This is a genomic window from Corynebacterium sp. zg-331 (assembly GCF_014267345.1).
In the GTDB taxonomy this organism is placed as follows: domain Bacteria; phylum Actinomycetota; class Actinomycetes; order Mycobacteriales; family Mycobacteriaceae; genus Corynebacterium.
The window spans coordinates 11,753-36,865 of sequence record NZ_JACMYD010000012.1 but is presented as its reverse complement, the minus strand read 5'-3'; the positions used below and the strand labels follow the sequence as shown (position 1 = coordinate 36,865).

Genomic DNA, 25,113 nt, shown 5'->3' with positions numbered 1-25,113 from the left:
GACGAGCTGCCTCCCTCCGGAACTCCGGAGTGTAGCTCTTTCTTTGTTGCCCACTCACAATGAACATCTTCTCCTACGGGCACAGGATCCGTACTAATCGGGTGTCCACTAAACGAGGGCAACCTCAAACCCTGATGGGGACGTGTTATCTGCTACCGTGATAGATGATTATTTCCGCGTAGCGTATGTTGAGGCCCGTGATGATGAGGTAAAGACACCGCTGTTGTTGTGCTGCCTAACGCGGTGGCCTGGTTTGCGAGCGAGGGGTCATAGTGGTGCGGGTTCTCACTGATAATGGTGGTTGCTATTGATTTCATCTATGGCTAGGTATCTGCGCTGAGCTTGGTGTTAGTCACACACGTACCGACCCTTACCGTCCTCAGACTACGGGGAAGGTTGAGCGGTTTCCCTTTATTTTGGTTGAGGGGTCTTTTAAGAAATTTTATCCTTCAGGGCCGCTCGTTTTGCCGTGGCGGTTTCGTTTCGACAATTATCATTGGGCCATTCCATGATCGGGAGGCAACCACCGATCACAAGAATGGACAACCTGACTGACATCACGGCTAGGTATCCCCTCCGTGCTCGGATAGGCGGTCTACGCAGCACACGTGCGGGTGCTGCATGGTATCGTCAAGAGGTAGGCTGACCGTGTCGATACGGGGGAGATTCCGGTACTGGCAGCAACGTGGGGATCTGTGAGGTATAAAGCCTTAAAAGGGGCTGTGAGCGGTGGTGAAGGACTGGTGCGGGTTGGGGGATGTGCATCCCGGTTGGTTGATGCCGCCTGTAAACTACGCCTAAGGGGTTCCGCGGGTACGTCGTTCGTGTTGTCCTCAACCGCGATAATGGAGTCTAACAGCGGAGTTTTTCCTGGACGGATCGCCGTTGGGGGCGGCATCCGCGTACGTATCCCTCAAATGAGCCCACCAGCATCACTTCGATGTTGTTGATAAGCCGGGAACGGTGATAGAAGGGGAATGCGAGAGCTTAGCGAATTCAAAGAAGCGCGTGCGGCTATATCCTGGGACTGATGTATCTTCTTCGCTAGCGCTATTTCGCTATCACAACGATGATGACGGAAGGAAATCTGGTTTTTACGATGCACGCCCAGGTAGGGCATGCCACGGAAAATGATCTTGGGGGCCTCGGATCACATCCACAGCGAAAACTCAAGGCGGCAGCGGAGCCGATAAGAACGACGATGATGGAGAAAACGCGCTGACCGTGAGTGATGATGGTGCCCCCGGTGAGACTCGAACTCACACTGAACGGGTTTTGAATCCGTTGCCTCTGCCAATTGGGCTACGGGGGCGCGCTCGTCGGACAGTCTATCCCACGGCACCCGGGCAGCGGAAATCGCCCGCCGTCGCGCCCGCCCTCTAGACTCGTGGGCATGTCTCAACGCCTGTTGCTGATCGACGGCCACTCGATGGCCTTCCGTGCCTTCTATGCCCTGCCGGTGGAGAAGTTCTCCACCGCGGGCGGCCAGCACACCAACGCGGTGTACGGCTTTTTGTCCATGCTGGCGAACCTGGTCAAGGAGGAGCGACCCACGCATCTGGGCGTGGCGTTTGACGTGGGACGCTCGACGTTCCGCACGGAGATGTTCCCGGAGTATAAGGCGCAGCGCGAGTCTGCCCCGGAGGCGTTTCGGGGGCAGGTGGCCTTGATTCAGAAGGTGCTCAATACTCTGGGGATCGTGACCATGACCAAGGAGAATTACGAGGCGGATGACATCATCGCCACTCTGGTCACGGCCACCCCGGAGGGCTTCGATACTCGCATCGTCACGGGGGATCGCGACTATTACCAGTTGGTCACGGATTCGGTGACGGTGCTGTATCCGCGCAAGGGGGTTTCGGAGTTGGATCGCTTTACGCCCCGGGCGATCGAGGAGAAATACGGTCTTACCCCGGAGCAATATCCGGATTTTGCGGCCCTGCGCGGCGATCCCTCGGATAACCTTCCCAATATTCCCGGGGTGGGGGAAAAGACGGCGCAGAAGTGGATACGCGAGTATGGCACTTTGTCTAACTTGCTGGAGCACGCGGAGGAGATCAAGGGCAAGGCGGGCAATAACTTCCGCGAGCGCCTCGATCAGGTGCGCATGAATCGGGAATTAACACAGATGGTGCGCGACGTTTCCCTGGACGTCACAGTGGAGAAACTTGCCCTGCGCCCGGTGAACGTGGCGCGCGCCGCGGAGGCCTTTGACGAGCTGGAGTTTGGCGCGCAGCTGCGCGGCCGGGTGCTCGATGCCCTGCCCACCGAGGGAAACGAGCCGGTGCCGAGCGACGATACCCCGCAGGTCACCTTCGTCGAGCAGGGGGTGGAGTGGTTGCGCGGTCGCTCCGGGGTGGCCCTGGCTCTCGACGGCGAGGAAAAGCTGGCCTGCGTGAGTCCGGAGTATGAGGCGGTGCTCATTGATCTCGCGGAACTCTCCCCGCAGCAGGAGGGGGAGGTGGCGCGGTGGCTGGATTCGGGTGCCGCCAAGTATCTTCACGGGGCCAAGGAGGTGGCTCGGCGCCTGCGCGAGCGCGGCTTTACGCTAAGGGGGGTCGAACACGATACCCTCATCGCGGCCTATCTGCTGCGTCCGGGGCAGCGCACCTACGAGCTTGATGAGATCTACCAGCGGCACGCCAAGCGCAGCCTGGAGGAGGGGGCGGTGAACGCCGCGGTGGCGGTGTTGGAATTGTCGGCCCTTCTGGCGGAGGAGTTGCAGGAGATTCAGGGTTACGAGCTCTACGCGGATCTGGAGGTTCCGCTCGCCGGCATTCTGGAGCGCATGGAGCGCGCGGGGGTGGCGGTCGATCGCGCCACCCTTGACGAGCAGCGCGAGGCGTTTGTTGAGCAGGTGGATGAGGAGGTGGCCGCCGCGCGGGCGTTGGCGGGCGATCCCGAGCTGAATCTGTCGAGCCCCAAGCAGTTGCAGGTGGTGCTTTTTGACACCCTGGGCCTGCCCAAGACCAAGAAGACCAAGACTGGTTATTCCACGGCGGCAAAGGAGATTGAGCAGCTCGCGGTCAATCATCCGCACCCGTTTTTGGATCATCTGCTGGCGCACCGCGAATATCAGAAGCTGAAGACCACCCTGGATGGCCTGATTAAAGCGGTGGGGCCAGATGGGCGGATTCATACCACCTTTAATCAAACGGTTGCCTCGACGGGCCGACTCAGTTCCACCGAGCCGAATCTGCAGAATATTCCGGTACGCACGGACGCCGGGCGGCGCATTCGCTCGGCGTTCCGGGTGGGCGAGGGCTACGAGACGCTGCTCACGGCGGACTATTCCCAGATTGAGATGCGCGTGATGGCGCACCTCTCCCAGGATCCCGGCCTGATCGAGGCCTACAGCAAGGGGGAGGATCTGCATAATTACGTGGGCTCGAAGGTTTTTGACGTGCCTATCGATGGGGTGACGCCGGAGCTTCGCCGCCGGGTCAAGGCGATGTCCTATGGCCTGGTCTATGGTTTGTCGGCCTACGGCCTCTCGCAGCAGCTTGGCATTCCCGCAGGCGAGGCCAAGCGGATCATGGAGGCCTATTTCGAGCGCTTCGGCGGGGTGAAGAGCTACCTCGACGAGGTGGTGGAACGGGCCCGCCGCGATGGATATACTTCTACGCTTTTTGGGCGGCGTCGGTACCTGCCGGAGTTGTCCTCCACCAACCGCGTGGCGCGGGAAAATGCGGAGCGTGCCGCGCTGAACGCCCCCATCCAGGGCACGGCGGCGGACATCATTAAGGTGGCCATGATTCGGGTGGATCGGGCTCTGGTGGATGCGGGCGTGGCCTCCCGCGTGCTGTTGCAGGTGCACGACGAGTTGGTGGTGGAGGTTGCGCCGGGGGAGCTGGATGGCGTGCGCGAGATCGTGGAGCACGAGATGGGCCGGGCGATCAGCCTGCGCGTTCCGCTGGAAGTATCGGTGGGTGTGGGCCACAATTGGGAGGAGGCGGCGCACTGAACCCGCTCGTACTGGCGATGCTTGCGTGTCCTGTGCTATAGCGCTAAACTCGTGGTGGCGTATCTAAGTTCTGGCGTATCCTCATCGTGATAGGAGGGTGGGGATGCGCGGGAAACGGGATCATGCGCAGCGGTTTTCCCGCATCGCATGAGAGATGCGCGCACCTGTCCGCTTTCTATTTCCTATCTCTATTTCGGAGCACAAGAACATATGCCCAACACCAACGTCCCTCAGGTAGCCATCAACGACATTGGCTCCGCTGAGGATTTCCTCGCCGCGGTCGATCAGACCATCAAGTACTTCAACGATGGCGACATCGTCGAAGGCACCGTGGTGAAGGTCGATCACGATGAGGTCCTGCTTGACATCGGATACAAGACCGAGGGCGTTATTCCCTCGCGCGAGCTGTCCATCAAGCACGACGTCGATCCCGATGAGGTCGTGCAGATCGGCGACGAGATCGATGCCCTGGTTCTCACCAAGGAGGACAAGGAAGGCCGCCTGATTCTGTCCAAGAAGCGCGCCCAGTACGAGCGCGCCTGGGGCACCATCGAGCAGCTCAAGGAGAACGACGAGCCGGTCACCGGTACCGTCATCGAGGTCGTCAAGGGCGGCCTCATCCTGGACATCGGCCTGCGCGGCTTCCTGCCCGCCTCCCTGGTGGAGATGCGCCGTGTGCGCGACCTGGAGCCCTACATCGGCAGCGAGATCGAGGCCAAGATCATCGAGCTGGACAAGCACCGCAACAACGTGGTGCTTTCCCGCCGTGCCTGGCTGGAGCAGACCCAGTCCGAGGTGCGCTCCGAGTTCCTGCACCAGCTCCAGAAGGGACAGGTGCGCAAGGGCGTGGTGTCCTCCATCGTCAATTTCGGTGCCTTCGTGGATCTGGGTGGCGTGGACGGTCTGGTGCACGTCTCCGAGCTGTCCTGGAAGCACATCGATCACCCGTCCGAGGTCGTCACGGTGGGCGATGAGGTCACCGTCGAGGTGCTCGACGTGGATCTCGATCGCGAGCGCGTGTCCCTCTCCCTGAAGGCCACGCAGGAAGATCCGTGGCGCGTGTTTGCTCGCACCCACGCCGTGGGCCAGATCGTCCCCGGCAAGGTCACCAAGCTCGTGCCGTTCGGTGCCTTTGTCCGTGTGGATGAGGGCATCGAGGGCCTGGTGCACATCTCCGAGTTGGCCCAGCGCCACGTCGACGTGCCCGATCAGGTGGTCAATGTGGGCGAGGAGGCGATGGTCAAGGTCATCGATATCGACCTGGAGCGTCGCCGCATCTCCCTCTCGCTCAAGCAGGCGGATGAGGACTTCACCGAGGACTTCGATCCCTCGAAGTACGGGATGGCCGACTCCTACGATGAGCAGGGCAACTACATCTTCCCGGAGGGCTTCGACCCGGAGACCAACGAGTGGCTTGAGGGCTACGACGAGCAGCGTCAGGCCTGGGAGGCCCGCTACGCCGAGTCCGAGCGCCGCTTCCAGCTGCACTCCGCGCAGATCGAACGCCACCGCGCTGCTGCCGCGGAGGCCGCCGAGCAGGACGCCACCAATTACTCCTCCGAGTCCCAGGATGCGGCTCCGGCATCCCAGGACGCCGAGGCTGGCTCCCTGGCTTCCGATGAGCAGCTCGCCGCGCTGCGCGAGAAGCTGGCCGGTAACTAGTCTGTAGCTACCGCATGACCGCCCGGTTGACCGCCGGGCGGTTTTTCATGGTCTCGATCGGGCGTTCTATGATGAGGGCATATTTGTGTCGTTTTGCGGAAAGGTGAACGCCTTATGTCCTCTTCCACGGCGACGACGTCCCAGCACATCATCAGGGAAATCGGTGGTGCCGCGAACGTCTCGTCTCTTACTCACTGCGCCACGCGCCTGCGCTTCCAGCTCCAGGATCAAAGCCGGGTGGACGTGGCGGCCCTGGAGAAAGACCCGGCCGTGCTCGGAGTAGTCAAGCAGGGAAGCACCGGCCTTCAGGTGATTATGGGGGGAGGGGTGGCAGACTACTACGCGGAGATCATGCGCGATCCCGCGATGGCCACCCTGAGCGAAGCGGATAAAAAACCAGGGAAGAAGGACTACGGGGGAGTACGTGGCAAATATTCGTGGATCGATTATTGCTTCGAGTTCCTATCAGACACGTTTCGCCCCGTCTTATGGGCCCTGCTCGGTGCCTCGCTGATCATCACGATGCTCGTGCTGGCCGATAACGCCCTGGGTTGGCAGGACTTCCGCGCCCCCATGAGCGAGCAGCCGCCCACGTATCAGTTCCTGCACGCCATGTGGCGTTCGGTGTTCTATTTCCTGCCGATCATGGTGGGGGCCACGGCGGCGCGGAAGCTGGGCGCCAACGAGTGGGTGGGCGCGGCAATCCCCGCGGCCCTGCTCACTCCGGAGTTCATGGGTTTGAAGGATGTGGCCCGAGAGATCCCCACCTCGGTCGAGGGGGCCGTGCAATATCAGGTGGACGTGTTTGGTCTACCCATGACCATCCAGGATTATGGTGGCCAGGTATTCCCGCCCCTGCTGGCGGCCATCGCGTTGTTCTTCGTGGAAAAGGGCCTGAAGAAGATCATCCCGGCCGCAGTCCAGATGGTCTTTGTGCCTTTCCTCTGCCTACTGATCCTCATTCCCGCCACGGCCTTCGTTATGGGCCCCGTGGGCATCGGCCTGGGTAACGCGATCGCGCAGGGGCTGTTTTGGCTCAACGATCTCTCCCCGTTCATCCTGGCGGTGGTGATCCCGCTGCTATATCCCTTCCTGGTGCCGCTCGGTCTGCACTGGCCGCTCAACGCGATCATGATCGTCAATCTCAACACCCTGGGCTACGACTTCATCCAGGGCCCCATGGGGGCCTGGAACTTTGCTTGCTTTGGCGTGATTACCGGGGTGTTGATCCTTTCCCTCAAGGAGCGCAATAAGCCCATGCGCCAGGTTGCGGCCGGCGGTATGTTTGCCGGCCTGCTCGGCGGCATCTCGGAACCGAGCCTGTACGGCGTCTTGCTACGCTTCCGCAAGTCCTACTGGCGCCTGCTGCCGGGTTGCCTCGTGGGCGGGATCATCGTGGGAATCTTCGACGTCAAGGCCTACGCCTTCGTGTTTACCTCCGTGCTCACCATTACCGCGATGGATCCCTGGTTGGGATACACGCTGGGTATTGGCGCGGCCTTTGGCACCTCGCTGCTGCTCACCCTGGCCCTGGATTATCGCACCAAGCAGGAGCGCGAGGAGATGCGCGCCCAGATCGCCGCGGAACGCGACGCGGCGAACCTGGCGGAGGAAGAGCGGATCGCTGCCGCCACCCCGGCGAGGTCAGTGAGTATCACCGCGCCGCTGGTGGGGCACGTGTTGCCCCTGAGCGAGGTTCCGGACGCCGCCTTGGCCGCCGGGGCGGTGGGCCACGGCGTGGCGATCGATCCCACGGGGGATACGGTCGTGGCACCCGCGGAGGCGAAGGTGATAGCCGCCTTCCCCACGGGCCACGCGATCGGCCTGAAGCTCGATGGTGGCGTGCAGCTGCTTGTGCACATCGGCGTGGATACCGTGAACATGGAGGGCAAGGGCTTCGAGCTGCTCGTGGCCAAGGGGGATCGGGTCGCGGCGGGTCAGCCGCTCGTGCGCTTTGACCGGGCGGTCATCGAGGCCGCGGGCTATAGTCCGATCACCCCGGTGCTGGTGACTAACCACAAGAAGTTCGGCTCGGTAGCACCGCTGCGCACCTCAGGGGACGTTGCCCCCGGGGTGAAGCTGATCGCAGTGGCGGCCAAGGAACCCGAGGCGGTCTAGGTGATGCGGAAGGTGGGACTCACCGGCGGCATTGGCAGCGGTAAATCCACGGTGGCCGCGCTGCTGGCCCGAGTCGGCTTCCCCGTGGTGGACGCCGATCTCCTCGCGCGCGAGATAGTCGAGCCGGGTCAGTCCGCCCTGGAGGAGCTGGCGCGGGCCTTCGGCCCGGAGATTTTGCGCCCGGATGGCTGCCTGGATCGTGCGGCCCTGGCCGAGCGCGCCTTTGCCGACGCCCGGCACACCGAGCTGCTCAACTCGATCATGCACCCGCGCATCGAGGCCGAAACCGCGCGTCGTTTTGCCGCGGTGGAGGCCGCCGGTGCGACGGTGGCGATCTACGATATGCCGCTGCTGGTGGAGAAGGGCCTGCATCGGGGCATGGATCTGACCGTGGTGGTGGACGCCGACCCGGAGACGAGGGTGACGCGCCTGGTGGGCCGCGGGATGAGCGCGCAGGACGCGCGCCGCCGGATGGCGGCGCAGATAGACGACGCCGCCCGCCGTGCCGCCGCCGACGTGCTCATCGATAACAACGGCTCCTCAGAACGACTCGAGGAACAGGTGATGGCCCTGGTGCGACGGCTGAGGCCTCTGACCTAGCCCCTCTGCCGTGGCGTGCCGGTACCATCGTGGTCATGGCTTTCGCTGCTGAGCATCCCGTCCTTTCCCACGCCGAGTTCCGCCCCGTGGGGGATATCGAGCGTTCCGATCGCCCTTTCGAGGTGGTATCCGAGTACGCGCCCGCGGGCGATCAGCCCGCCGCGATCAAGGAGCTCGATGAGCGGTTGCGCAGAGGGGAGCGCGACGTGGTGCTGATGGGGGCCACGGGTACGGGAAAGTCCGCCACGGCGGCGTGGCTCATCGAAAAGCAGCAGCGTCCCACGTTGGTGATGGCGCCGAATAAGACGTTGGCCGCGCAGCTGGCCAACGAGCTGCGCCAATTATTGCCCAATAACGCGGTGGAATACTTCGTCAGTTATTACGACTATTATCAGCCGGAGGCGTACATCGCGCAGACGGATACGTATATCGAAAAAGATTCCTCCATCAACGAGGACGTGGAGCGTTTGCGTCACCGGGCAACCTCCTCGCTGCTCTCGCGCCGCGACGTGGTGGTGGTCTCCTCCGTCTCCTGCATTTACGGCCTGGGTACCCCGCAGTCGTATTTGGATCGCTCCGCCGTGCTCAAGGTGGGCGAGGAGATCGAGCGGGATCGTTTTTTGCGTCTGCTAGTGGATATTCAATACGACCGTAATGACGTGGCGCTGGCGCGGGGTTCCTTTCGCGTTAAGGGTGACACCGTGGATATCATCCCGGCCTACGAGGAAGTGGCGGTGCGGGTGGAGTTCTTCGGCGACGAGGTGGACGCCCTCTATTACATCCACCCGGTCACGGGGGAGGAGATCCGCAAGGTGGACCAGCTGCGAATCTTTCCGGCCACACACTACGTGGCCGGTCCGGAACGCATGAACAAGGCCGTCTCCGAGATCAAGATCGAGCTTTCGGAGCGCCTGGCGGATCTGGAAAACCGAGGCAAGCTTCTGGAGGCCCAGCGGCTACGGATGCGCACGGAGTACGACCTGGAAATGATCGAACAGATGGGTTTTTGCTCCGGCATTGAGAACTATTCGCGCCACATCGACGGCAGGGCGGCCGGCTCCGCCCCGGCTACCCTCATCGATTATTTCCCGGAGGATTTTCTCACGATTATCGATGAGTCGCATGTGACCGTGCCCCAGATTGGTGGCATGTACGAGGGCGATATGTCGCGCAAGCGCAATCTCGTGGAGTTTGGTTTCCGTCTGCCCTCGGCGGTGGATAACCGTCCCCTTACCTTCGATGAGTTCGAGGATCGGGTGGGGCAGACGGTGTACCTGTCGGCTACCCCCGGGGATTACGAGATGGCCGCCTCCGGCGGGGAATTCGTGGAGCAGGTCATTCGTCCCACGGGTCTGGTGGATCCCACGGTGGACGTGCGCCCCACCAGAGGACAGATCGATGACCTCATGGAGGAGATCCGCGTGCGCACCGGCAAGGACGAGCGCGTGCTGGTGACCACGTTGACCAAGAAGATGGCCGAGGATCTCACCGATTACTTCCTGGAAAATGGCATCCGAGTTCGGTACCTTCATTCCGATATCGATACTTTGCAGCGCGTGGAATTGTTGCGACAATTGCGCCTTGGGGAATACGACGTTTTGGTGGGCATCAATCTCCTGCGCGAGGGACTCGACCTCCCAGAAGTGTCCCTGGTGGCCATCCTGGATGCGGATAAGGAGGGCTTCCTGCGCTCCGAGCGTTCCCTGATTCAGACCATAGGCCGCGCCGCCCGTAACGTCTCCGGGGCAGTGATCATGTACGCCGACTCCGTGACGGACTCCATGCAATATGCCCTCGACGAGACGGAGCGCCGCAGGGCCAAGCAGATCGCCTATAACGAGGAACATGGTATCGACCCGCAGCCTTTACGCAAGAAGATCGCGGACATCTTGGATCAGGTTTACGAGAGGGAAGAAGGAGACGGCGGCTCGGCGGCCACGGTGGATCGTCCCCGGGCCAAGGACATGCCGGCCGCGGAGGTACAAAAGCTCATCGACGATCTCACCGCGCAGATGGGGGCGGCGGCCCGCGAGCTGAAGTTTGAGCTGGCGGGGCGGCTGCGCGACGAGATTGCTGACCTGAAAAAGGAGCTGCGTGGTATCAAGGAAATGGGAATATGATCTCCGTGAGTCTTGTGTAAGGATGTGAGTGAAACAGCATGGTTAGTTATACTACTGTGGCGGCGGGCACGGATGGCTCTGATACCGCCCTCGTGGCCGTGCGTAAGGCTGCCAGCCTGGCCCGCGTGTATGAGGCAAAATTGGTTCTCATTTGCGCCTATTACGAGGCCTCCGGCTCGGTTTTGAACTCGCCTGGCTCGGAGGCGACCTCGGTGCCCGTGGTCAGCGAGCAGCGGGCGGACGAGTATCTGGAGGAGGCGCGCGCCGTGGCCCGGGACGAGGGCGCCACGGACATCGAGTTGTATAAGACCTCCGGGGCACCCATCGTGGCGCTTACTGAGGCGGCCAAGGAGAAGGACGCGGATCTGCTCGTGCTGGGCAACAAAGGCATGCACAGTCTTTCTGGTCGCATCTTTGGCAATATCCCCACGGGCGTGGCGCGAAAGTCTCCGGTGGACGTGATGATCGTCAACACCGAGCAGGCGTAGGCTAGACCCCGAGTGACATCGAACGTGAGGGAAGGTTCATGAGCGAGAATTACCAGAAGATCGTCGTGGGAACGGATGGTTCCAAGTCCTCCATGCTGGCGGTGGAGCGTGCGGCCAAGATCGCGGCGGCCTTCGACGCCACGCTGATCATCGGCTGCGCCTACTACGAGAACAAGGAAGAAGCCTCACAAACGCTGCGCCAAGATTCCGTGACCATCCTGGGTGACGATCCGGCTCAGAGGAATCTGGATGCGGCCGCCGCCTACGCCCGCGAGACGGGGGCGCAGAAGGTGGAAACGGCCATTCGCCGCGGCACTCCCGTGCAGGCGCTCATGGAGATCGTCAACGAGCACCAGGCTGACCTGCTCATCGTGGGCAACCGTGGGATCAACTCGCTCACCGGCCGCCTGTTGGGCTCCGTGCCGGCGGACGTGGCCCGCCAGTCCGACTGCGACGTGATGATCGTGCACACCGTGAGCTAGTCCGTGGGGTCTGGCCCTACGATGGTGAGCGTCTGAGTAGCACGGGTGACCGCCACATAGAGGTTCTGCCAGCCTTGGGGAGAGGCGGCGACGATGGCCTGGGGATCAACCACCACCACGTGGTCGTACTCCAGGCCCTTGATCTCCGCGACGTTCTCGGCGCGGACCACCGTCCAGGAACGGCCATCCGCGGGCGGTGCGGGAACCTCGGAGACACGCCGGATAGGGAAACCGGATTCTCGGATCGCCGTGTCCGGGGTGGCCTCGGGATCGATCCGCCGCAGGATCGCGGCGGCTACCTCCATGATTTCTGCCGGGGTCCGATAATTGACGCTCAGGCGGTGGTGGCGGAATCGGGTTCCAACGTAGGGTTCCAGGGTCTGCACCCAGGAATCCACTCCCGCGGGGGAACCGGTCTGGGCGATGTCGCCCACCAGCGTCATCCACCGTGAGGGACAGCGGCGAAAGATCATGCGCCATTCCATGGGGGTCAGCTCCTGGGCTTCGTCCACGATCACGTGGCCGAAGGCCCAGAGTCGGTCGGCGGCCGCGCGTTGGGCGGTGGTGCGGGTATCGCGCTCCTCTTGACGGGCGGCTAGTGCCTCGGCGTCGATCACATCGTAGGCTCCCAGGTATTCGGCCTCGAAGACCTCGTCGTTATCGGTCACTGCGGACCCCTGAAGAATGTCGAGGGCCTCTTGGGCCTCCTCGATGCGTTGCCGCCGGTTCTCCTTATCCGCGGTGGCGGGCGTCGTGCCGAGGAGGTGGGCCAGCTCGTCGAGCAGTGCGGCGTCGGAGGGTGCCCACCCGGGTGCCGGGCGCAGGAGTGCGGCCTGGGTTTCCTCGTCGTAGTCGCGGGCCACGCGGGCGATGGTTTCGGCGGAGTCGAGGAGCTCGCCTAGCACGTCCTCCGGGGTGAGGATGGGCCAGAACTCGTCGATGAGTCGGGCCACCTCTGGTTCCTCCGCGAGGTCGTCGTGGAGCTGGTCCACGTCCGCGCGGGAGAGCAGGTTGTGCCCGCCCAGGGGATCGGCCCCGATGAGCCGGGCCATGTCCTGGGCCAGCTGCTCGATGAAGTGCTCGCGGAAGACCGCGCGGGCTTCGTTGTGCGGGCGGCGGGAGCGCCGGGCCCGCGTGCGGGCCCGCTTTACCATGGTCGGGGTGATGTTGATGGCCAGCGAGTCGATCCGCAGCGTCACCGTGGTTGTGGGGAGGCGCTGGCGATCCTTGATGGCCTCGGCAAGGATCACGGCCATTTCCTCCGAACCCTTAATTTCCTGCGCGAGGGTGTCCTCGGAACGGGTAGGGATCGTACCGGGGTAGAGTTCGCCGACGGTAGAGAGCACCACGCCGGTTTCTCCTAGCTCCGGCAGCACGTGGGAGATGTAGTCCAAAAAGGTGCGGTTGGGGCCCACAATAAGCACGCCGGTGCGGGACAATTGCTCGCGCCAGGTGTAGAGCAGGTAGGCCACCCGGTGCAGGGCTACGGCGGTTTTCCCGGTGCCCGGGCCGCCCTCTACTACGAGCACCCCGCGGGTATCATCGCGGATAATGCGGTCCTGCTCGCGCTGAATGGTCTCCACGATGTTGCGCATTTTTCCGGTGCGGGCGCGTTGCATGGCGTGCAGCAGCGCAGCCTCCCCGGCCACGCCCCCGCGGGTGGTGTGTTCGCCCCGCCCGGAGAGGCGTTCGTCATCGATCGCGGTGACCTCGCGGCCCGTGGTACGGATGTGGCGGCGCAGATGCACGCCCTCGGGGTGGGCGGTGGTAGCCAGGTAGAAGGGGCGGGCCATGGGGGCACGCCAGTCGAGGAGCAGCGTGCGGTAGTGATCGTCCCGGTCATCGAGCCCCATGCGGCCGATGTAGCGCCGATCCATCCCGGGACCGATGGGATTGTCCCCCTCGCCCTCGATATCGATGCGCCCAAAGACCAAACCCAATTGAGCGAGGTTGAGCCGGTCAAGCTTGGCGTTGAGGGAATGGTATTCCGTTTCCCGCTGCACCAGCGCCTCGGCCTTAGGGTTGGCGGGGTCGATATTCAGTGCGATATCCCGCAGGCGTTCGTTGGCCTGGGACACCTCGGCGTCGAGGCGCGCGAACAGCATATCCACGTATTGCTGTTCGCGGCGGATCTCTTCGCTTTCGTGCACGCGCGTCCTCCTTGCTCGGTGATGGAACCGTCAAGGGTACACCGGGTGCGGGGTGGCGCTTAAAGCTCGAAGTTCTTGAGCTTCTTCTGGGCTTTCTTGAGGGCCTTGGCGGCGCGCTTCTGAAGTTTCGCGGCCTGCTTGCTGTTCGCGGCAGCCTCGGCTTTGTCCTGTGCCTTGGCGGCGGCCTTGACTGCCTTCTTCTTGGCGGTGGCGGCGTTCTCGCGCGCGGCGGCGAGCCAGTCCTGCTTGTTATCCTCCACGTATTCCTTGAGCGCGGAGCCACCCTCGTTGGCGGAGGCGGTGGCGGTCTTAACCGCCTCGGAGGCGCGGTGGCCCAGCCCGGGCTTGCCGCCGTTGTCGAGGCTGGTGATGCTCAGGCCGCCGAGCAGGGCGATGTCGGTGAGGAAACCCTTGCGGCGTGCGGCCTTTTCCTCGGGCTCCTGGGTCTCCCAGAAGGCGTGGCGCCCCACGATGGTAGGCGCGGCGAGCAGGGCCAGCGTGGCGGCGGCCAGGCGGGGAAGCTTACCCAGAGCAAGCAGGGAGCCGGCACCAATCTTGGCTCCACCCACGGCGCGGGCTACCAGCTCGGGGTCCTGGGGGACCTGACGGGCGTATTTGCGCGGCAGGAGGGAACGGGTGCGGCTGAGCACGGACTCGGTGGCCTCCACGTGCTTGGCGGTGTTGACCAGGGTATCAGCACCATCGGCGATGTAGACCGAGGCCAGGGCGGGGCGGGCGAATTGACGAATCATGGCACGTCACTCCTTACATTCGTATGTGATAGGTACAAAGAGTCAGTCTAGCGTTCCGTCACCAGCGGCGTTCCCACCACACCGGCAGGTGGGGGCGTTCCTCGCCCAGGGTGGTGGCTGCTCCGTGGCCGGGGTGTACCAGGGTGGAATCCTCGTAGACGTCGAAGATCCTGGCGGTGACGTCCTTGTAGAGTCGGACGAAATCGCTTTCCGACATCGTTTTCCCCAACCCGCCGGGAAACAGGCTATCGCCGACGAAGAGGTGGGTACGCCCGCTGATCTCGGCGGCCACGGCCGCGCCGCCCGGGGTGTGTCCGCGCAGGATGAGAACCGGAAGTTCGTGCCCGGCGTGGGTAATGGCGTCGCCGTGATGCAGCTCGATATCCGCCGGGCGCGGCAGGGCGGGGGCGTCGAGGAAGGGGGCGTAGTGGGTGGCCCCCGTGGCGTCGAGGACTTCCGCCAGTGCCCCGGTGTGGTCCTGGTGACGATGGGTGGTGAGTACCTTGGTGATGCGCACTCCGGCGCGCTCGGCCATGAGCATCAGCGCGGGGGCGTCATCGGCGGCGTCAATCAGCAGCCCCTCGCCGGCGGCGGCCAGGAGATAGCAGTTGTTGTCCATGCTGGACACGGAGATCTGATGGAGGTGCAGTTGGCTCATGTTCCTCAAGGGTACTGGCGCTGGCGCGGCGGCGCGTCTCGTTGGTATGTTCGAGTGTTGTTACTGCAACGGTGGAAGGGATGGAACACGCTGTGGCTGATCGCCTGGTAGTGCGGGGTGCACGCGAACACAATCTCAAGGGCGTGGACGTGGATCTGCCCAGGGAGGCGATGGTGGTGTTTACCGGGCTTTCCGGTTCCGGTAAGTCCTCCCTCGCCTTTGACACGATCTTCGCGGAGGGGCAGCGCCGCTATATCGAGTCCCTCTCCAGTTACGCGCGCATGTTCTTAGGCCAGATGGATAAGCCGGACGTGGACTTCATCGAGGGCTTGTCTCCAGCGGTGTCCATCGATCAGAAATCCACTAATCGCAATCCGCGTTCCACGGTGGGAACGATCACCGAAATATACGATTATCTGCGCCTTTTGTTTTCCCGTGCGGGCACGGCGCATTGTCCCACCTGCGACGCCCCCATTGAGCGTCAGACTCCGCAACAGATTGTGGACCAGGTGTTGGCCCTGGAAGAGGGACTGAAGTTCCAGGTGTTGGCCCCGGTGGTACGCCGCCGCAAGGGGGAGTTTGTGGATCTTTTCGAAGACATCGCGGCTCAGGGCTATTCCCGCGTGCGAGTGGACGGACAGGTGTATCCGCTGAGCGATCCGCCCACGCTGAAAAAGCAGATCAAGCACGATATCGACGTGGTGGTTGACCGGCTCCAGGTCAAGGCCGCGCAGAAGCAGCGGCTCACGGAATCGGTGGAGACAGCCCTGGAATTGGCCGAGGGGGTCGTGGCCATCGAGTTCGTGACCCTGCCGGAGGACGATCCGGCCCGGGTGCGCAGGTTCTCAGAAAAGCTCGCCTGTCCCCATGGCCACGCCCTGCACGTAGAGGAACTGGAGCCCCGGGCCTTTTCTTTTAACAGCCCGTTCGGCGCCTGTCCGCAGTGCGATGGGCTGGGCACCACCATCGAGATCGATGAGGATCTGCTTATTCCGGACCCCGAGGCTCCGGTGGATCAGGCGGTGCAGCCCTGGCACACCAGCCCGAACCACAAGTACTTCGAGAAGCTGGTGGAGGGGCTGGCGGGGGCAATGGGCTTCCATCCCAAAGACCCCTACTGTGCCCTGAGCAAGGAACAGCGTGCGGCGCTCATTCACGGCACCGACACCGAGGTCACGGTGCGGTATAAAAATCGCTACGGGCGGATGCGGCAATGGACGGCTCCTTTTGAGGGGGTCATGGGTTATCTCAAGCGCAAGATGGATCAGGCGGAGACGGAGAACCAAAAGGAGCGCCTTTTAGCCTATACCCGGCAGGTCGCCTGTCCGGCCTGTAAGGGTGCCCGCCTGCGCCCGGAGATTCTGGCGGTGCGTCTGGCCGCGCGCTCCGGAGAGCTGTCCATCGCGGGCCTGACGGAGCTCAGCATCGAGGAGGCCTTTGACTTCCTGGACTCCCTGGTGTTGGACAAGCGCGAAGAGATGATCGCCGGCGCAGTGCTCAAGGAGATCCAGGCCCGCCTGCGCTTTCTCCTCGACGTGGGCCTCAACTACCTCACGCTCAACCGTTCGGCGGGGACGCTTTCCGGAGGCGAGGCGCAGCGCATCCGCCTGGCCACGCAGATTGGTTCAGGCTTGGCTGGGGTGCTCTACGTGCTCGACGAGCCCTCCATCGGTCTGCATCAGCGCGATAACCAAAGACTGATCGGAACTCTGGAACGGCTGCGCGATCTGGGTAATACCCTCATCGTGGTGGAACACGATGAGGACACGATCCGCACGGCCGATTGGCTGGTGGATGTGGGACCGCGGGCCGGAGAGTATGGCGGGGAGGTGGTCTATCAGGGTCCCCCCGAGGGGGTGTGGAAATCGGAGGAATCGCTCACCGGGGCCTATCTTTCCGGCCGTCGGGTGATTGGGGTGCCGCAACAACGTCGAGCCGTCGATCGCTCTCGGATGCTTACGGTAGTGGGCGCCCGGGAGAACAACCTCAAGGGGATCACGGTGGAGATCCCGCTGGGCCTTTTGGTCTGCGTGACGGGGGTGTCCGGTTCGGGGAAATCCACCCTGGTCAATCAGATTTTGGCCAAGGTATTGGCCAACGAGCTCAACCGGGCTCGCCAGGTGCCGGGGCGCGCGCGGCGGGTGGAAGGGCTGGAGCACCTAGACAAGCTGGTGCAGGTAGATCAGTCGCCCATCGGGCGCACCCCCCGATCCAATCCGGCCACCTATACCGGCGTCTTCGATAAGATCCGCACGCTTTTTGCCGAGACCCCTGAGGCCAAGGTGCGCGGCTACAAGGCGGGGCGCTTCTCCTTCAACATCAAGGGCGGGCGCTGCGAGGCGTGCCAGGGCGATGGCACCATCAAGATCGAGATGAACTTTCTGCCCGACGTCTATGTTCCCTGCGAGACGTGCGGTGGGGCCAGGTATAACCGCGAGACGCTGGAGGTGACCTACAAGGGGAAGAACATAGCGGAGGTCTTGGACATGCCGATCTCCGAGGCTGCGGTGTTTTTTGAATCCATCGGCTCGATTCATCGCTATCTCAATACCCTCGTGGAAGTGGGGCTGGGATACGTGCGTCTGGGGCAGTCCGCCACCACGCTCTCCGGCGGTGAGGCTCAGCGCGTGAAACTCGCCAGCGAACTGCAAAAGCGTTCCAATGGTCGCACCGTGTACATCCTGGACGAACCCACCACGGGACTGCACTTTGAGGACATTCGCAAGCTGCTCCTCGTGATCCAAGGGCTGGTGGATAAGGGCAATTCCGTGATCGTTATCGAGCACAACCTGGACGTGATCAAATCTGCGGACTGGATCGTGGACATGGGCCCGGAGGGCGGCGATGGTGGCGGGCGCGTGGTGGCGCAGGGAACCCCGGAGAAGGTGGCTGAGACGAAAGGTACACACACTGGGCATTTCCTCAAGCCGTTGCTGCAAGGATAGGATGGGACGTCCTCGAAACCAGTCTGCGGGAGGCCCTACGATCGTGAGTCGATGCCGCATCATCGGTGCGTCCATCATGGTGAGCGTCCTGTGCGCGGCGTGCGCCACTGTGACCGAGCCGGAGCACGTGGCTCATATTGAGCAGGATTTTCTCGGGGAGGCATCGCGTCCTGTCCCCTCCGAGCTGGGGCGGGAGCTGCGGCGCATCGTCGATGGCGCGGTGGCACACCACGGCGGTCGCGCGGGCTTGGCGGTGGTCTCCGGGGGGCAGGTGTATTCCGCGGGAGACCCGGGTCAGGGGGCGGCCTGGTCCACGATCAAAGTGCCGATCGCTATCGCGGCGTATCGGGCCGGAACCGCCCAGGACGATATCGCACGAGCCGCCATCACTTATTCCGATAACGACGCCTCGGTGGCTCTGTGGAACTCCTTGGGCACGAGCGAGGAGGCCGAGGCCGCGGTGCAGGAGGTACTCTCGCTGGCGGGCGATCCCACCGATGTGGCGCGGCAGTGGTCACGCGGAGGAACGAAGGTGTCCTTTGGTGAGGTGTCCTGGCCACTGAGTGGGCAGGCCCTTTTTGCCTCCCGCGTGCGGTGCATCGAGGAGGCCGAACCCGTGGTGGAGCTGATGGGGGAGATCACCGAGGAGCACAAATACGGGCTGGGAATCCTGCCGGGTGCGGTTTTTAAGGGCGGGTGGGGCCCGGATGATGACGGAACCTTTACGATGCGGCAGCTGGGCACGGTCGATGGCGCGGGGATCGCGATGTACGTGCATCCGGAAGATGAGACGGAGTCCGAGGGGCGCGCTATGCTGGATGATATGGCCCGTGGCCTGCGGGAGCTGCTGACGAAGGGAACTATTAAGGTCGCCCCGGCGTGTTGATTTTGCTCCAGGCCGTGAGCACTGATATAGTGGCGATTACTACCGCCCGAAGCGCTACGCTTGGGCCGCAAGAGGAGATCATCCCACCCCACGCCGCCGTCATCGGTAGGCCACGGGTTAAAGCCACACCATAACGGTGTGGTTGTAATGTTCTCCTGCATTCTTTTTTTGCGAGTGCAGGTTTTTCATGGGTATGTATATCCGAATGTGGTGCGGTACGAAATACACTATTTACCCTGCTACTTGAGGAGTACACATCAGCGCTGAAGCTCGCATTAATGAGCGAATCCGAGTTCCCGAGGTTCGCCTCGTTGGCCCCGGTGGGGAACAGGTAGGCATTGTCCGTACTGATGACGCCCGCAAGTTGGCCTACGAGGCCGATCTGGACCTCGTCGAGGTGGCACCGAAGGCCAAGCCCCCGGTCTGTAAGATCATGGACTACGGCAAGTACCGGTATGAGCAGGACCAGAAGGCCCGCGAGGCACGCCGGAACCAGCAGCAGACTGTAGTCAAAGAGCAGAAGTTTCGTCCCAAGATCGACGATCACGATTACGAGACGAAGAAGGGTAACGTAGTCCGGTTCCTGGAAAAGGGCTCCAAGGTCAAGGTGACGATCATGTTCCGTGGCCGCGAGCAGTCCCGTCCAGAGCTTGGATTCCGCTTGCTGGACCGGTTGGCCCAGGACGTCGCGGAGGTGGGCGTCGTGGAGATGAAACCTAAGCAGGACGGCCGGAACATGACGATGGTTCTGGGGCCGGTTCGCAAGGGCAAGAAGTAAGACACACGTTAATCAGGGATTGTGAAGGTATCGAGCCATGAAGCAAAAGACCCACAAGGGCACCGCTAAGCGCATCAAGAAGACCGGCACCGGCAAGCTGCGCCGCGAGCAGGCCGGTCGCCGTCACCTGCTGGAGGGCAAGCCCTCCACGCGCACCCGTCGCCTCAAGGGCACGGTCGATGTGGCCAAGCCGGACACCAAGCGCGTGAAGCGCCTTCTCGGCCAGGCCTAATTGGGCCTCCTGTCCCCACACCACCAACGAGATTTGAAAGAAGAGTATTACCGTGGCACGTGTTAAGCGGTCAGTAAACGCCAAGAAGAAGCGTCGCGAGATTCTTAAGTCAGCTAAGGGCTACCGTGGTCAGCGTTCCCGCCTTTATCGCAAGGCTAAGGAGCAGTGGCTGCACTCTATGACCTACTCTTACCGGGATCGTCGCGCCCGCAAGCGTGAGTTCCGTAAGCTGTGGATCCAGCGCATTAACGCCGCCGCTCGTATGAACGGCATCACCTACAACCGCCTGATCCAGGGCCTCAAGTTGGCCGAGATTGAGGTGGATCGCAAGATCCTCGCGGAGCTGGCCGTGAATGACTTTGCTGCTTTCTCCGCGATCTGCGAGAAGGCCAAGGCCGCCCTGCCGGAAGACGTGAACGCCTCCAAGGCGAAGGCCGCCTAAGGCGAAATAAGAACGGGTCCCCTCTAGTACCGCACCGGAGGGGACCTTCGGTTATCCTGGGGGACCATGACCCTGCCACGATTCGATCAGCGCGGTGGCTCCGGTGTGCCGCTCGCGCCACCGCGCTCCTATATCGTTTCGGCCCTCCTGGCCTTTTTCTTGGGCGAGTTTGGGGTGCATAACTTCTATCTGGGTTATCGTTCTCGCGCCATCACTCAGTTGAGCCTATACGTCGTGGGCTGGCTTCTTTCCTTCGTCCTCATTGGTATCCCCCTCGTGGTCGCGGTACATTTCTGGGCCTTCGTGGATTTCGTGATGATTCTGTTGCGCGCGGGGACGTATGCCACCGATCCTTATGGGCGGGAATTGATCTAGGCCCGGGTACGGTGGGAGCCATGCCTCTTGATTTTTCCGCTCCGTTTACGGAGCGCACGCCGCGAATTGTCGCGGCGGCTAAGCTGCACCGCCCGGCGGCGCGCCGCAAGGTTCGGGCCTTCCTCGTGGAGGGGGAAAACGCCGTGGAAGCGGCGGTGACCACCGGTTCCGCTACTGATGTCTATGTCACCGAGCGAGCCGCCCACCGATGCGCGGAGATCGTGAAGTCGGCGCAATACCTCAACGTGTACGTGCATCCGATCAGCGATAAGGCCGCACGGTCCCTGACAGACATGGTGACTCCCACGGGAATCTTCGCCGTGTGCTCCCCGGTGCTGTGGCCCATGCGGCGCGCCCTCGCGTCCAGCCCCCGATTGGTCTCTGTGCCGGTGGCCACGGCAGACCCGGGTAACGCCGGTACCCTGATCCGGGTGTCTGATGCCGTGGGGGCGGACGCCGTGGTGTTTGCGGGGGAGACGGTAGATCCACAGGGAGCCAAGGTGGTGCGGGCCTCGGCCGGTTCGCTCTTCCATCTCCCGGTGGTTCGCGAGCCTATGGTGGAAGCTGTTCTGGATTCCCTGCGCGATCGCGGCCTACAGATCCTTGCCACGGCGGCGGACGGCGAGGTAGACCTGGATCACGCCGAAGATCTCTTGGCGGCCCCCACGGCCTGGCTTTTTGGTAACGAGGCGCACGGCCTGGGGAAGGAACTGCTGGCCCAGGCGGATCATCGGGTGCGCATCCCCCTTCGGGGCAGGGCGGAATCGCTGAACCTCGCCACGGCGGCGTCGATTTGCCTTTATGAGTCCGCCCGCGCGCAGGCGCGTGCCGCCGGATACACTGAACTGGTCAATCTCGAAGAAAAAGCAGAAAGAGTACACGGTGGCTGAGCAAAAACCTGAGCACTCTGTGCCGGAGATCGCGGAAGAGGCCCTCAACCGCGCCGCCCAGGCGGCCTTGGCGGCCCTGGACGCGGTGAAGGATCTGGAGGAACTGGCGCAGGCGCGCAAAGAACATCTTTCCGATGCCGCCCCGATCGTGCAGGCCCGACGCTCCCTAGGGTCCCTGCCCAAGGCCATGCGCAAGGATGCCGGGCGGTGGGTCAATCAGGCGCGCGGGCGAGTGGAAAAGCGCTACGCCGAGGTCAGGGAGGTCCTGGAGCGCAAGCATGCCGAGGAGCAGCTGCGGCGCGAGGCCGTGGACGTGACGGTGCCTACCACCCGACGTCAGGTGGGCGCGCTCCACCCCATCACCACGCTGAGCGAGACAATCGGGGACATTTTCGTGGGCATGGGGTGGGAAATCGCCGAGGGGCCCGAGGTGGAGGCCGAATACTTTAACTTCGATGCTCTTAACTTCATTCCGGATCATCCCGCGCGCACCTTGCAGGACACGTTCTATGTGGGTGCGCCGGACTCCCGCCAGGTGATGCGCACGCATACCTCCCCGGTGCAGGTGCGCACCATGCTGGATCGCGAGGTGCCGCTTTATATCGCTTGCCCGGGCAGGGTCTTTCGCACCGACGAGCTCGATGCCACCCACACCCCGGTGTTTCACCAGGTGGAGGGGCTGGCAGTGGATCGTGGTTTGACGATGGCGCACCTGCGCGGCACCCTCGATCACCTGGCCAAGGAACTTTTTGGCCCAGAGACTCGCACCCGCATGCGCACCAATTATTTTCCGTTCACGGAGCCTTCCGCCGAGGTGGATGTGTGGTTCCCGAACAAGAAGGGTGGCGCGGGCTGGATCGAATGGGGCGGGTGCGGCATGGTGAATCCCAACGTGCTGCGCGCCGTGGGCATTGACCCGCAGGAATATTCCGGTTTTGCCTTTGGCATGGGCTTGGAGCGCACTTTGCAATTCCGCAACGGGCTCTCGGACATGCGCGACATGGTCGAAGGCGACATCCGTTTCACTCTGCCCTTTGGCATTCAGGCCTAGCGCCCAAGGAGATACCGTGCTTATTTCGCAGAACCTCATGACCCGCTTCCTCGCTCAGTGCAATCCCGGGTGGTCGGTAAGCCCAGAAGAACTCGACGCCGGCTTCGTCCGCGTTGGTTTTGAGACGGAGGGCTACGCGCCGATCCCGCAGACTACCGGTCCGCTTGTGGTGGGACGGGTGGAGCACATTGAGGAATTGACGGGATTTAAAAAGCCCATCCGCTATTGCCACGTGAACGTGGGGCAGGCTAATGGCACCGGGGAGTGGCAGGGCATCATCTGTGGTGCTCGTAATTTCCGGGAAGGTTCCCTGGTGGTGGTCTCGCTGCCGGGTGCGGAGCTGCCCGGTGGCTTTAAGATTGCCGCGCGCAAGACCTACGATCACATCTCCCAGGGGATGATCTGCTCGGCCACGGAGCTCGGCCTGACCGATAAGGCCACCGATGGCATCATCCTCCTGGCCGAGGGCGAACCGGGAGCGGATGCTCGTCCAATTCTGGGCCTCGATGACGTTATCTTCGAGGTAAACGTCACCCCGGATCGTGGTTACGCGCTTAGCCTGCGCGGCCTGGCCCGGGAGCTGGCCTCCGCCTTTGATCTCGACTATGTGGACCCGGCCGCGCGGACGCCGGAGAGGATCGAGGGGGAAACCCTGCCTGTTGAGGTGGCGGAGGCCACCAAGGCGCGCCGCTTTGGTCTGCGCAGGGTCAGCGGAATTGATCCTGCGGCGGTCTCCCCATTCTGGTTGCAGCGCGCACTGATGACCTTTGGGGCGCGCCCGGTCAATGCCGCCACGGACGTCACGAACTACGTGATGTTCCTCCTGGGGCAGCCTCTGCACGCCTTTGACGCAGGCGTTATTTCCGGAGGGTTGACGGTGCGGTGCGCCCGGGCGGGGGAGAAGCTGACCACCCTGGATCACGTGGAGCGTACGCTCGACCCGCAGGACGTAGTGATCTGCGATGAGTCGGGGATTCAATCGCTGGCCGGCGTGATGGGCGGTGTTACCTCGGAGATCGGAGATACCACCACGGACGTCTACTTCGAGGCGGCCACCTGGGACCAGCTGACCGTGGCGCGCACGAGCCGTCGCCACAAGCTCAGCTCGGAATCCTCGCGTCGCTTCGAACGTGGTGTGGACCCGGCCCTGGTGGAGGCCGCCCTCGATCTGGCCTGCGAGCTGCTTGTGAGCATCGCCGGCGGTCACGCGGAACCCACCCGCACGCTGGTGGGTGAGGTGCCAAGCCCGACGCCGATTCGGATGTGGCCGGGGCGCCCGGGGCAGGTGGCCGGAGTAGAATACCCCGAGGACACGGTGATTGCTCGCCTGCGAGAGGTGGGCTGCATCGTGGAGCGCGACGCAGCGGATCTTGAGGTCACCCCGCCGACCTGGCGCGGCGACCTCACCATGGATGCCGACCTAGTCGAGGAGGTGCTGCGCCTGCAGGGTCTAGAGGATATTCCTTCGATCCTGCCCACACCCCAAGGTGGCCATGGGCTCACCCCGATGCAGCGTCGACGCCGTGCTGTCGGGCATGCCCTGGCCTATCACGGCTACGCGGAGATTCTCCCCACCCCGTTTACCGCCACGGATATCTTCGATGCCTGGGAATTGGAGCAGGACGATCCCCGGCGCCGCACCGTGTCCGTGCGCAACCCGTTGGAGGCCGATCATGCCGTGCTGGCCACCACACTCCTGCCTGCCCTGTTGGAGGCTGTGGGCCGTAATGCGGCCCGGGGACGGGAGGACCTGAGCCTCTTCGGTATTCAGCAGGTGTTTTTCCAGCGTGGCGAGCGCACCCCCATGCCTTCGGTGGCGGGGCGTCCCTCGACGGAGGAGGTGCGTGCGGTGCTGAATTCCCTGCCGGAGCAGCCGTTGCACGTGGCCACCGTGGGTGGCGGCAACATCGAATACGCCGGGCCGTGGGGTGCGGGCCGCGCCTATACGTACGCCGATGCGATCGAATCCGCCCGCGTGGTAGCGCGCGCGGCCGGGGTGAGCCTGGAGGTGTGCCAGGCTCAGGAGCGCCCCTGGCATCCCGGCCGCTGCGCGGCCCTCTGCGTGGATGGTCGCGTGGTGGGGCACGCTGGTGAGCTGCATCCGCAGGTGTTGGCCTCTAGGGGCCTGCCGCCGCGGCTGTGTGCGATGGAGCTTGACCTCACTGCTCTGCCTCTGACCGAGGAAGCACCGGCCCCGGTGCTTTCTGCTTTCCCCGCGCTTTACCAGGACATCGCCCTGGTGGTGGACGAGGCGGTGGCAGTGCAGGATGTTCGTGCCGCCCTGGTGGAGGGGGCCGGGGATCTACTGGAGGATGTGCGGCTCTTTGATATCTATCGGGCGGAAACGGTGGGCGAGGGGAAGAAATCCCTGACCTTCTCCTTGCTTTTCCGGGCGACGGATCGCACGCTCACGGACGCTGAGGCCAACGACGCCCGCCTGGCGGCTGCTCGCCGTGCTGAGGAGCGCTGGGGGGCGCGGATGCGCGGATAGCAGGGCTTACGCCTCTACGACCCGGCGTT

General features: G+C 63.2%; 19 protein-coding genes, 1 tRNA gene and 1 pseudogene. 17 read left to right on the top strand and 4 right to left on the bottom strand.

Annotated features, from left to right (window positions below; translation table 11 throughout):
- Window positions 1-154: 154 nt before the first annotated feature.
- Window positions 155-414: pseudogene (locus H7347_RS11040) on the top strand (IS481 family transposase); the annotation flags it as partial.
- A gap of 821 nt (window positions 415-1,235) precedes the next feature.
- Here H7347_RS11040 and H7347_RS10120 read toward each other — a convergent pair.
- Window positions 1,236-1,312 (bottom strand) — tRNA-Leu (locus tag H7347_RS10120).
- A gap of 81 nt (window positions 1,313-1,393) precedes the next feature.
- Here H7347_RS10120 and polA point away from each other — a divergent pair.
- From polA to H7347_RS10085, 7 genes are all read left to right on the top strand, one after another.
- On the top strand, window positions 1,394-3,964 hold the full coding sequence (gene polA, locus H7347_RS10115; protein WP_152823389.1) for a DNA polymerase I: 2,571 nt from the start codon (window positions 1,394-1,396) through the stop codon (window positions 3,962-3,964).
- Between the two features lie 210 nt (window positions 3,965-4,174).
- Window positions 4,175-5,626 (top strand): 30S ribosomal protein S1, encoded by a 1,452-nt coding sequence (rpsA, locus tag H7347_RS10110; protein WP_152823388.1) that lies wholly within the window; start codon window positions 4,175-4,177, stop codon window positions 5,624-5,626.
- Window positions 5,627-5,740: 114 nt separating this feature from the next.
- The gene (locus H7347_RS10105) at window positions 5,741-7,744 is read left to right on the top strand and encodes a glucose PTS transporter subunit IIA (protein ID WP_152823387.1); all 2,004 of its coding nucleotides are present in this window, start codon (window positions 5,741-5,743) and stop codon (window positions 7,742-7,744) included.
- Window positions 7,745-7,747: 3 nt separating this feature from the next.
- On the top strand, window positions 7,748-8,344 hold the full coding sequence (coaE, locus tag H7347_RS10100) for a dephospho-CoA kinase (protein WP_152823393.1): 597 nt from the start codon (window positions 7,748-7,750) through the stop codon (window positions 8,342-8,344).
- A 35-nt stretch (window positions 8,345-8,379) separates the two neighbouring features.
- On the top strand, window positions 8,380-10,464 hold the full coding sequence (gene uvrB, locus H7347_RS10095; protein WP_152823386.1) for an excinuclease ABC subunit UvrB: 2,085 nt from the start codon (window positions 8,380-8,382) through the stop codon (window positions 10,462-10,464).
- Window positions 10,465-10,502: 38 nt separating this feature from the next.
- On the top strand, window positions 10,503-10,952 hold the full coding sequence (locus H7347_RS10090) for a universal stress protein (protein ID WP_152823385.1): 450 nt from the start codon (window positions 10,503-10,505) through the stop codon (window positions 10,950-10,952).
- 38 nt (window positions 10,953-10,990) lie between these two features.
- Window positions 10,991-11,434 (top strand): universal stress protein, encoded by a 444-nt coding sequence (locus tag H7347_RS10085; RefSeq protein ID WP_152823384.1) that lies wholly within the window; start codon window positions 10,991-10,993, stop codon window positions 11,432-11,434.
- On the opposite strand, the gene H7347_RS10080 is transcribed toward H7347_RS10085, so the two are convergent.
- The 3 genes from H7347_RS10080 to H7347_RS10070 all read right to left on the bottom strand — a co-directional run bounded on the left by H7347_RS10080 (window position 11,431) and on the right by H7347_RS10070 (window position 14,994).
- Window positions 11,431-13,539, bottom strand: coding sequence for an AAA family ATPase (locus H7347_RS10080; RefSeq protein ID WP_152823392.1), 2,109 nt, complete (start codon window positions 13,537-13,539; stop codon window positions 11,431-11,433). The two genes, H7347_RS10085 and H7347_RS10080, sit on opposite strands and share 4 nt — an antisense overlap.
- 104 nt (window positions 13,540-13,643) lie before the next feature.
- The gene (locus tag H7347_RS10075) at window positions 13,644-14,336 is read right to left on the bottom strand and encodes a DoxX family membrane protein (RefSeq protein WP_152823383.1); all 693 of its coding nucleotides are present in this window, start codon (window positions 14,334-14,336) and stop codon (window positions 13,644-13,646) included.
- A gap of 58 nt (window positions 14,337-14,394) precedes the next feature.
- Complete coding sequence (locus tag H7347_RS10070; protein ID WP_152823382.1) at window positions 14,395-14,994, bottom strand: MBL fold metallo-hydrolase; 600 nt, start codon at window positions 14,992-14,994, stop codon at window positions 14,395-14,397.
- Window positions 14,995-15,086: 92 nt separating this feature from the next.
- On the opposite strand from H7347_RS10070, the gene uvrA reads away from it, so the two are divergent.
- The 9 genes from uvrA to pheT all read left to right on the top strand — a co-directional run bounded on the left by uvrA (window position 15,087) and on the right by pheT (window position 25,084).
- On the top strand, window positions 15,087-17,939 hold the full coding sequence (gene uvrA / locus H7347_RS10065) for an excinuclease ABC subunit UvrA (RefSeq protein ID WP_186337483.1): 2,853 nt from the start codon (window positions 15,087-15,089) through the stop codon (window positions 17,937-17,939).
- Window positions 17,940-17,982: 43 nt separating this feature from the next.
- The gene (locus H7347_RS10060; RefSeq protein ID WP_152823380.1) at window positions 17,983-18,825 is read left to right on the top strand and encodes a hypothetical protein; all 843 of its coding nucleotides are present in this window, start codon (window positions 17,983-17,985) and stop codon (window positions 18,823-18,825) included.
- A 256-nt stretch (window positions 18,826-19,081) separates the two neighbouring features.
- A complete protein-coding gene (gene infC / locus H7347_RS10055) occupies window positions 19,082-19,603 on the top strand; it encodes a translation initiation factor IF-3 (protein WP_186337484.1) in 522 nt (173 codons plus the stop codon).
- A gap of 37 nt (window positions 19,604-19,640) precedes the next feature.
- On the top strand, window positions 19,641-19,835 hold the full coding sequence (rpmI, locus tag H7347_RS10050) for a 50S ribosomal protein L35 (protein WP_018118582.1): 195 nt from the start codon (window positions 19,641-19,643) through the stop codon (window positions 19,833-19,835).
- A 52-nt stretch (window positions 19,836-19,887) separates the two neighbouring features.
- Window positions 19,888-20,277, top strand: a complete 390-nt coding sequence (gene rplT, locus H7347_RS10045) for a 50S ribosomal protein L20 (protein WP_186337482.1) — start codon at window positions 19,888-19,890, stop codon at window positions 20,275-20,277.
- 66 nt (window positions 20,278-20,343) lie between these two features.
- Window positions 20,344-20,652, top strand: coding sequence for a TM2 domain-containing protein (locus H7347_RS10040; RefSeq protein ID WP_152823379.1), 309 nt, complete (start codon window positions 20,344-20,346; stop codon window positions 20,650-20,652).
- A 20-nt stretch (window positions 20,653-20,672) separates the two neighbouring features.
- Complete coding sequence (locus H7347_RS10035) at window positions 20,673-21,542, top strand: RNA methyltransferase (protein ID WP_152823378.1); 870 nt, start codon at window positions 20,673-20,675, stop codon at window positions 21,540-21,542.
- Window positions 21,535-22,593: a phenylalanine--tRNA ligase subunit alpha gene (pheS, locus tag H7347_RS10030; protein ID WP_370513969.1), complete on the top strand. Its 1,059-nt coding sequence runs from the start codon at window positions 21,535-21,537 to the stop codon at window positions 22,591-22,593. The genes H7347_RS10035 and pheS overlap by 8 nt, the downstream gene beginning before the upstream one ends.
- A 16-nt stretch (window positions 22,594-22,609) precedes the next feature.
- Window positions 22,610-25,084 carry a phenylalanine--tRNA ligase subunit beta gene (gene pheT / locus H7347_RS10025; protein ID WP_186337481.1) on the top strand — a complete coding sequence of 825 codons (2,475 nt, stop codon included), beginning with the start codon at window positions 22,610-22,612 and terminating at the stop codon, window positions 25,082-25,084.
- Window positions 25,085-25,113 lie beyond the last annotated feature (29 nt).

Coding starts and splice junctions, on each gene's coding strand:
- polA (WP_152823389.1), top strand. CDS start 1,394: ATGTCTCAACGCCTGTTGCTGATCGACGGCCACTCGATGGCCTTCCGT.
- rpsA (WP_152823388.1), top strand. CDS start 4,175: ATGCCCAACACCAACGTCCCTCAGGTAGCCATCAACGACATTGGCTCC.
- H7347_RS10105 (WP_152823387.1), top strand. CDS start 5,741: ATGTCCTCTTCCACGGCGACGACGTCCCAGCACATCATCAGGGAAATC.
- coaE (WP_152823393.1), top strand. CDS start 7,748: ATGCGGAAGGTGGGACTCACCGGCGGCATTGGCAGCGGTAAATCCACG.
- uvrB (WP_152823386.1), top strand. CDS start 8,380: ATGGCTTTCGCTGCTGAGCATCCCGTCCTTTCCCACGCCGAGTTCCGC.
- H7347_RS10090 (WP_152823385.1), top strand. CDS start 10,503: ATGGTTAGTTATACTACTGTGGCGGCGGGCACGGATGGCTCTGATACC.
- H7347_RS10085 (WP_152823384.1), top strand. CDS start 10,991: ATGAGCGAGAATTACCAGAAGATCGTCGTGGGAACGGATGGTTCCAAG.
- H7347_RS10080 (WP_152823392.1), bottom strand. CDS start 13,539: ATGCTGTTCGCGCGCCTCGACGCCGAGGTGTCCCAGGCCAACGAACGC.
- H7347_RS10075 (WP_152823383.1), bottom strand. CDS start 14,336: ATGATTCGTCAATTCGCCCGCCCCGCCCTGGCCTCGGTCTACATCGCC.
- H7347_RS10070 (WP_152823382.1), bottom strand. CDS start 14,994: ATGAGCCAACTGCACCTCCATCAGATCTCCGTGTCCAGCATGGACAAC.
- rpmI (WP_018118582.1), top strand. CDS start 19,641: ATGAAGCAAAAGACCCACAAGGGCACCGCTAAGCGCATCAAGAAGACC.
- H7347_RS10040 (WP_152823379.1), top strand. CDS start 20,344: ATGACCCTGCCACGATTCGATCAGCGCGGTGGCTCCGGTGTGCCGCTC.
- H7347_RS10035 (WP_152823378.1), top strand. CDS start 20,673: ATGCCTCTTGATTTTTCCGCTCCGTTTACGGAGCGCACGCCGCGAATT.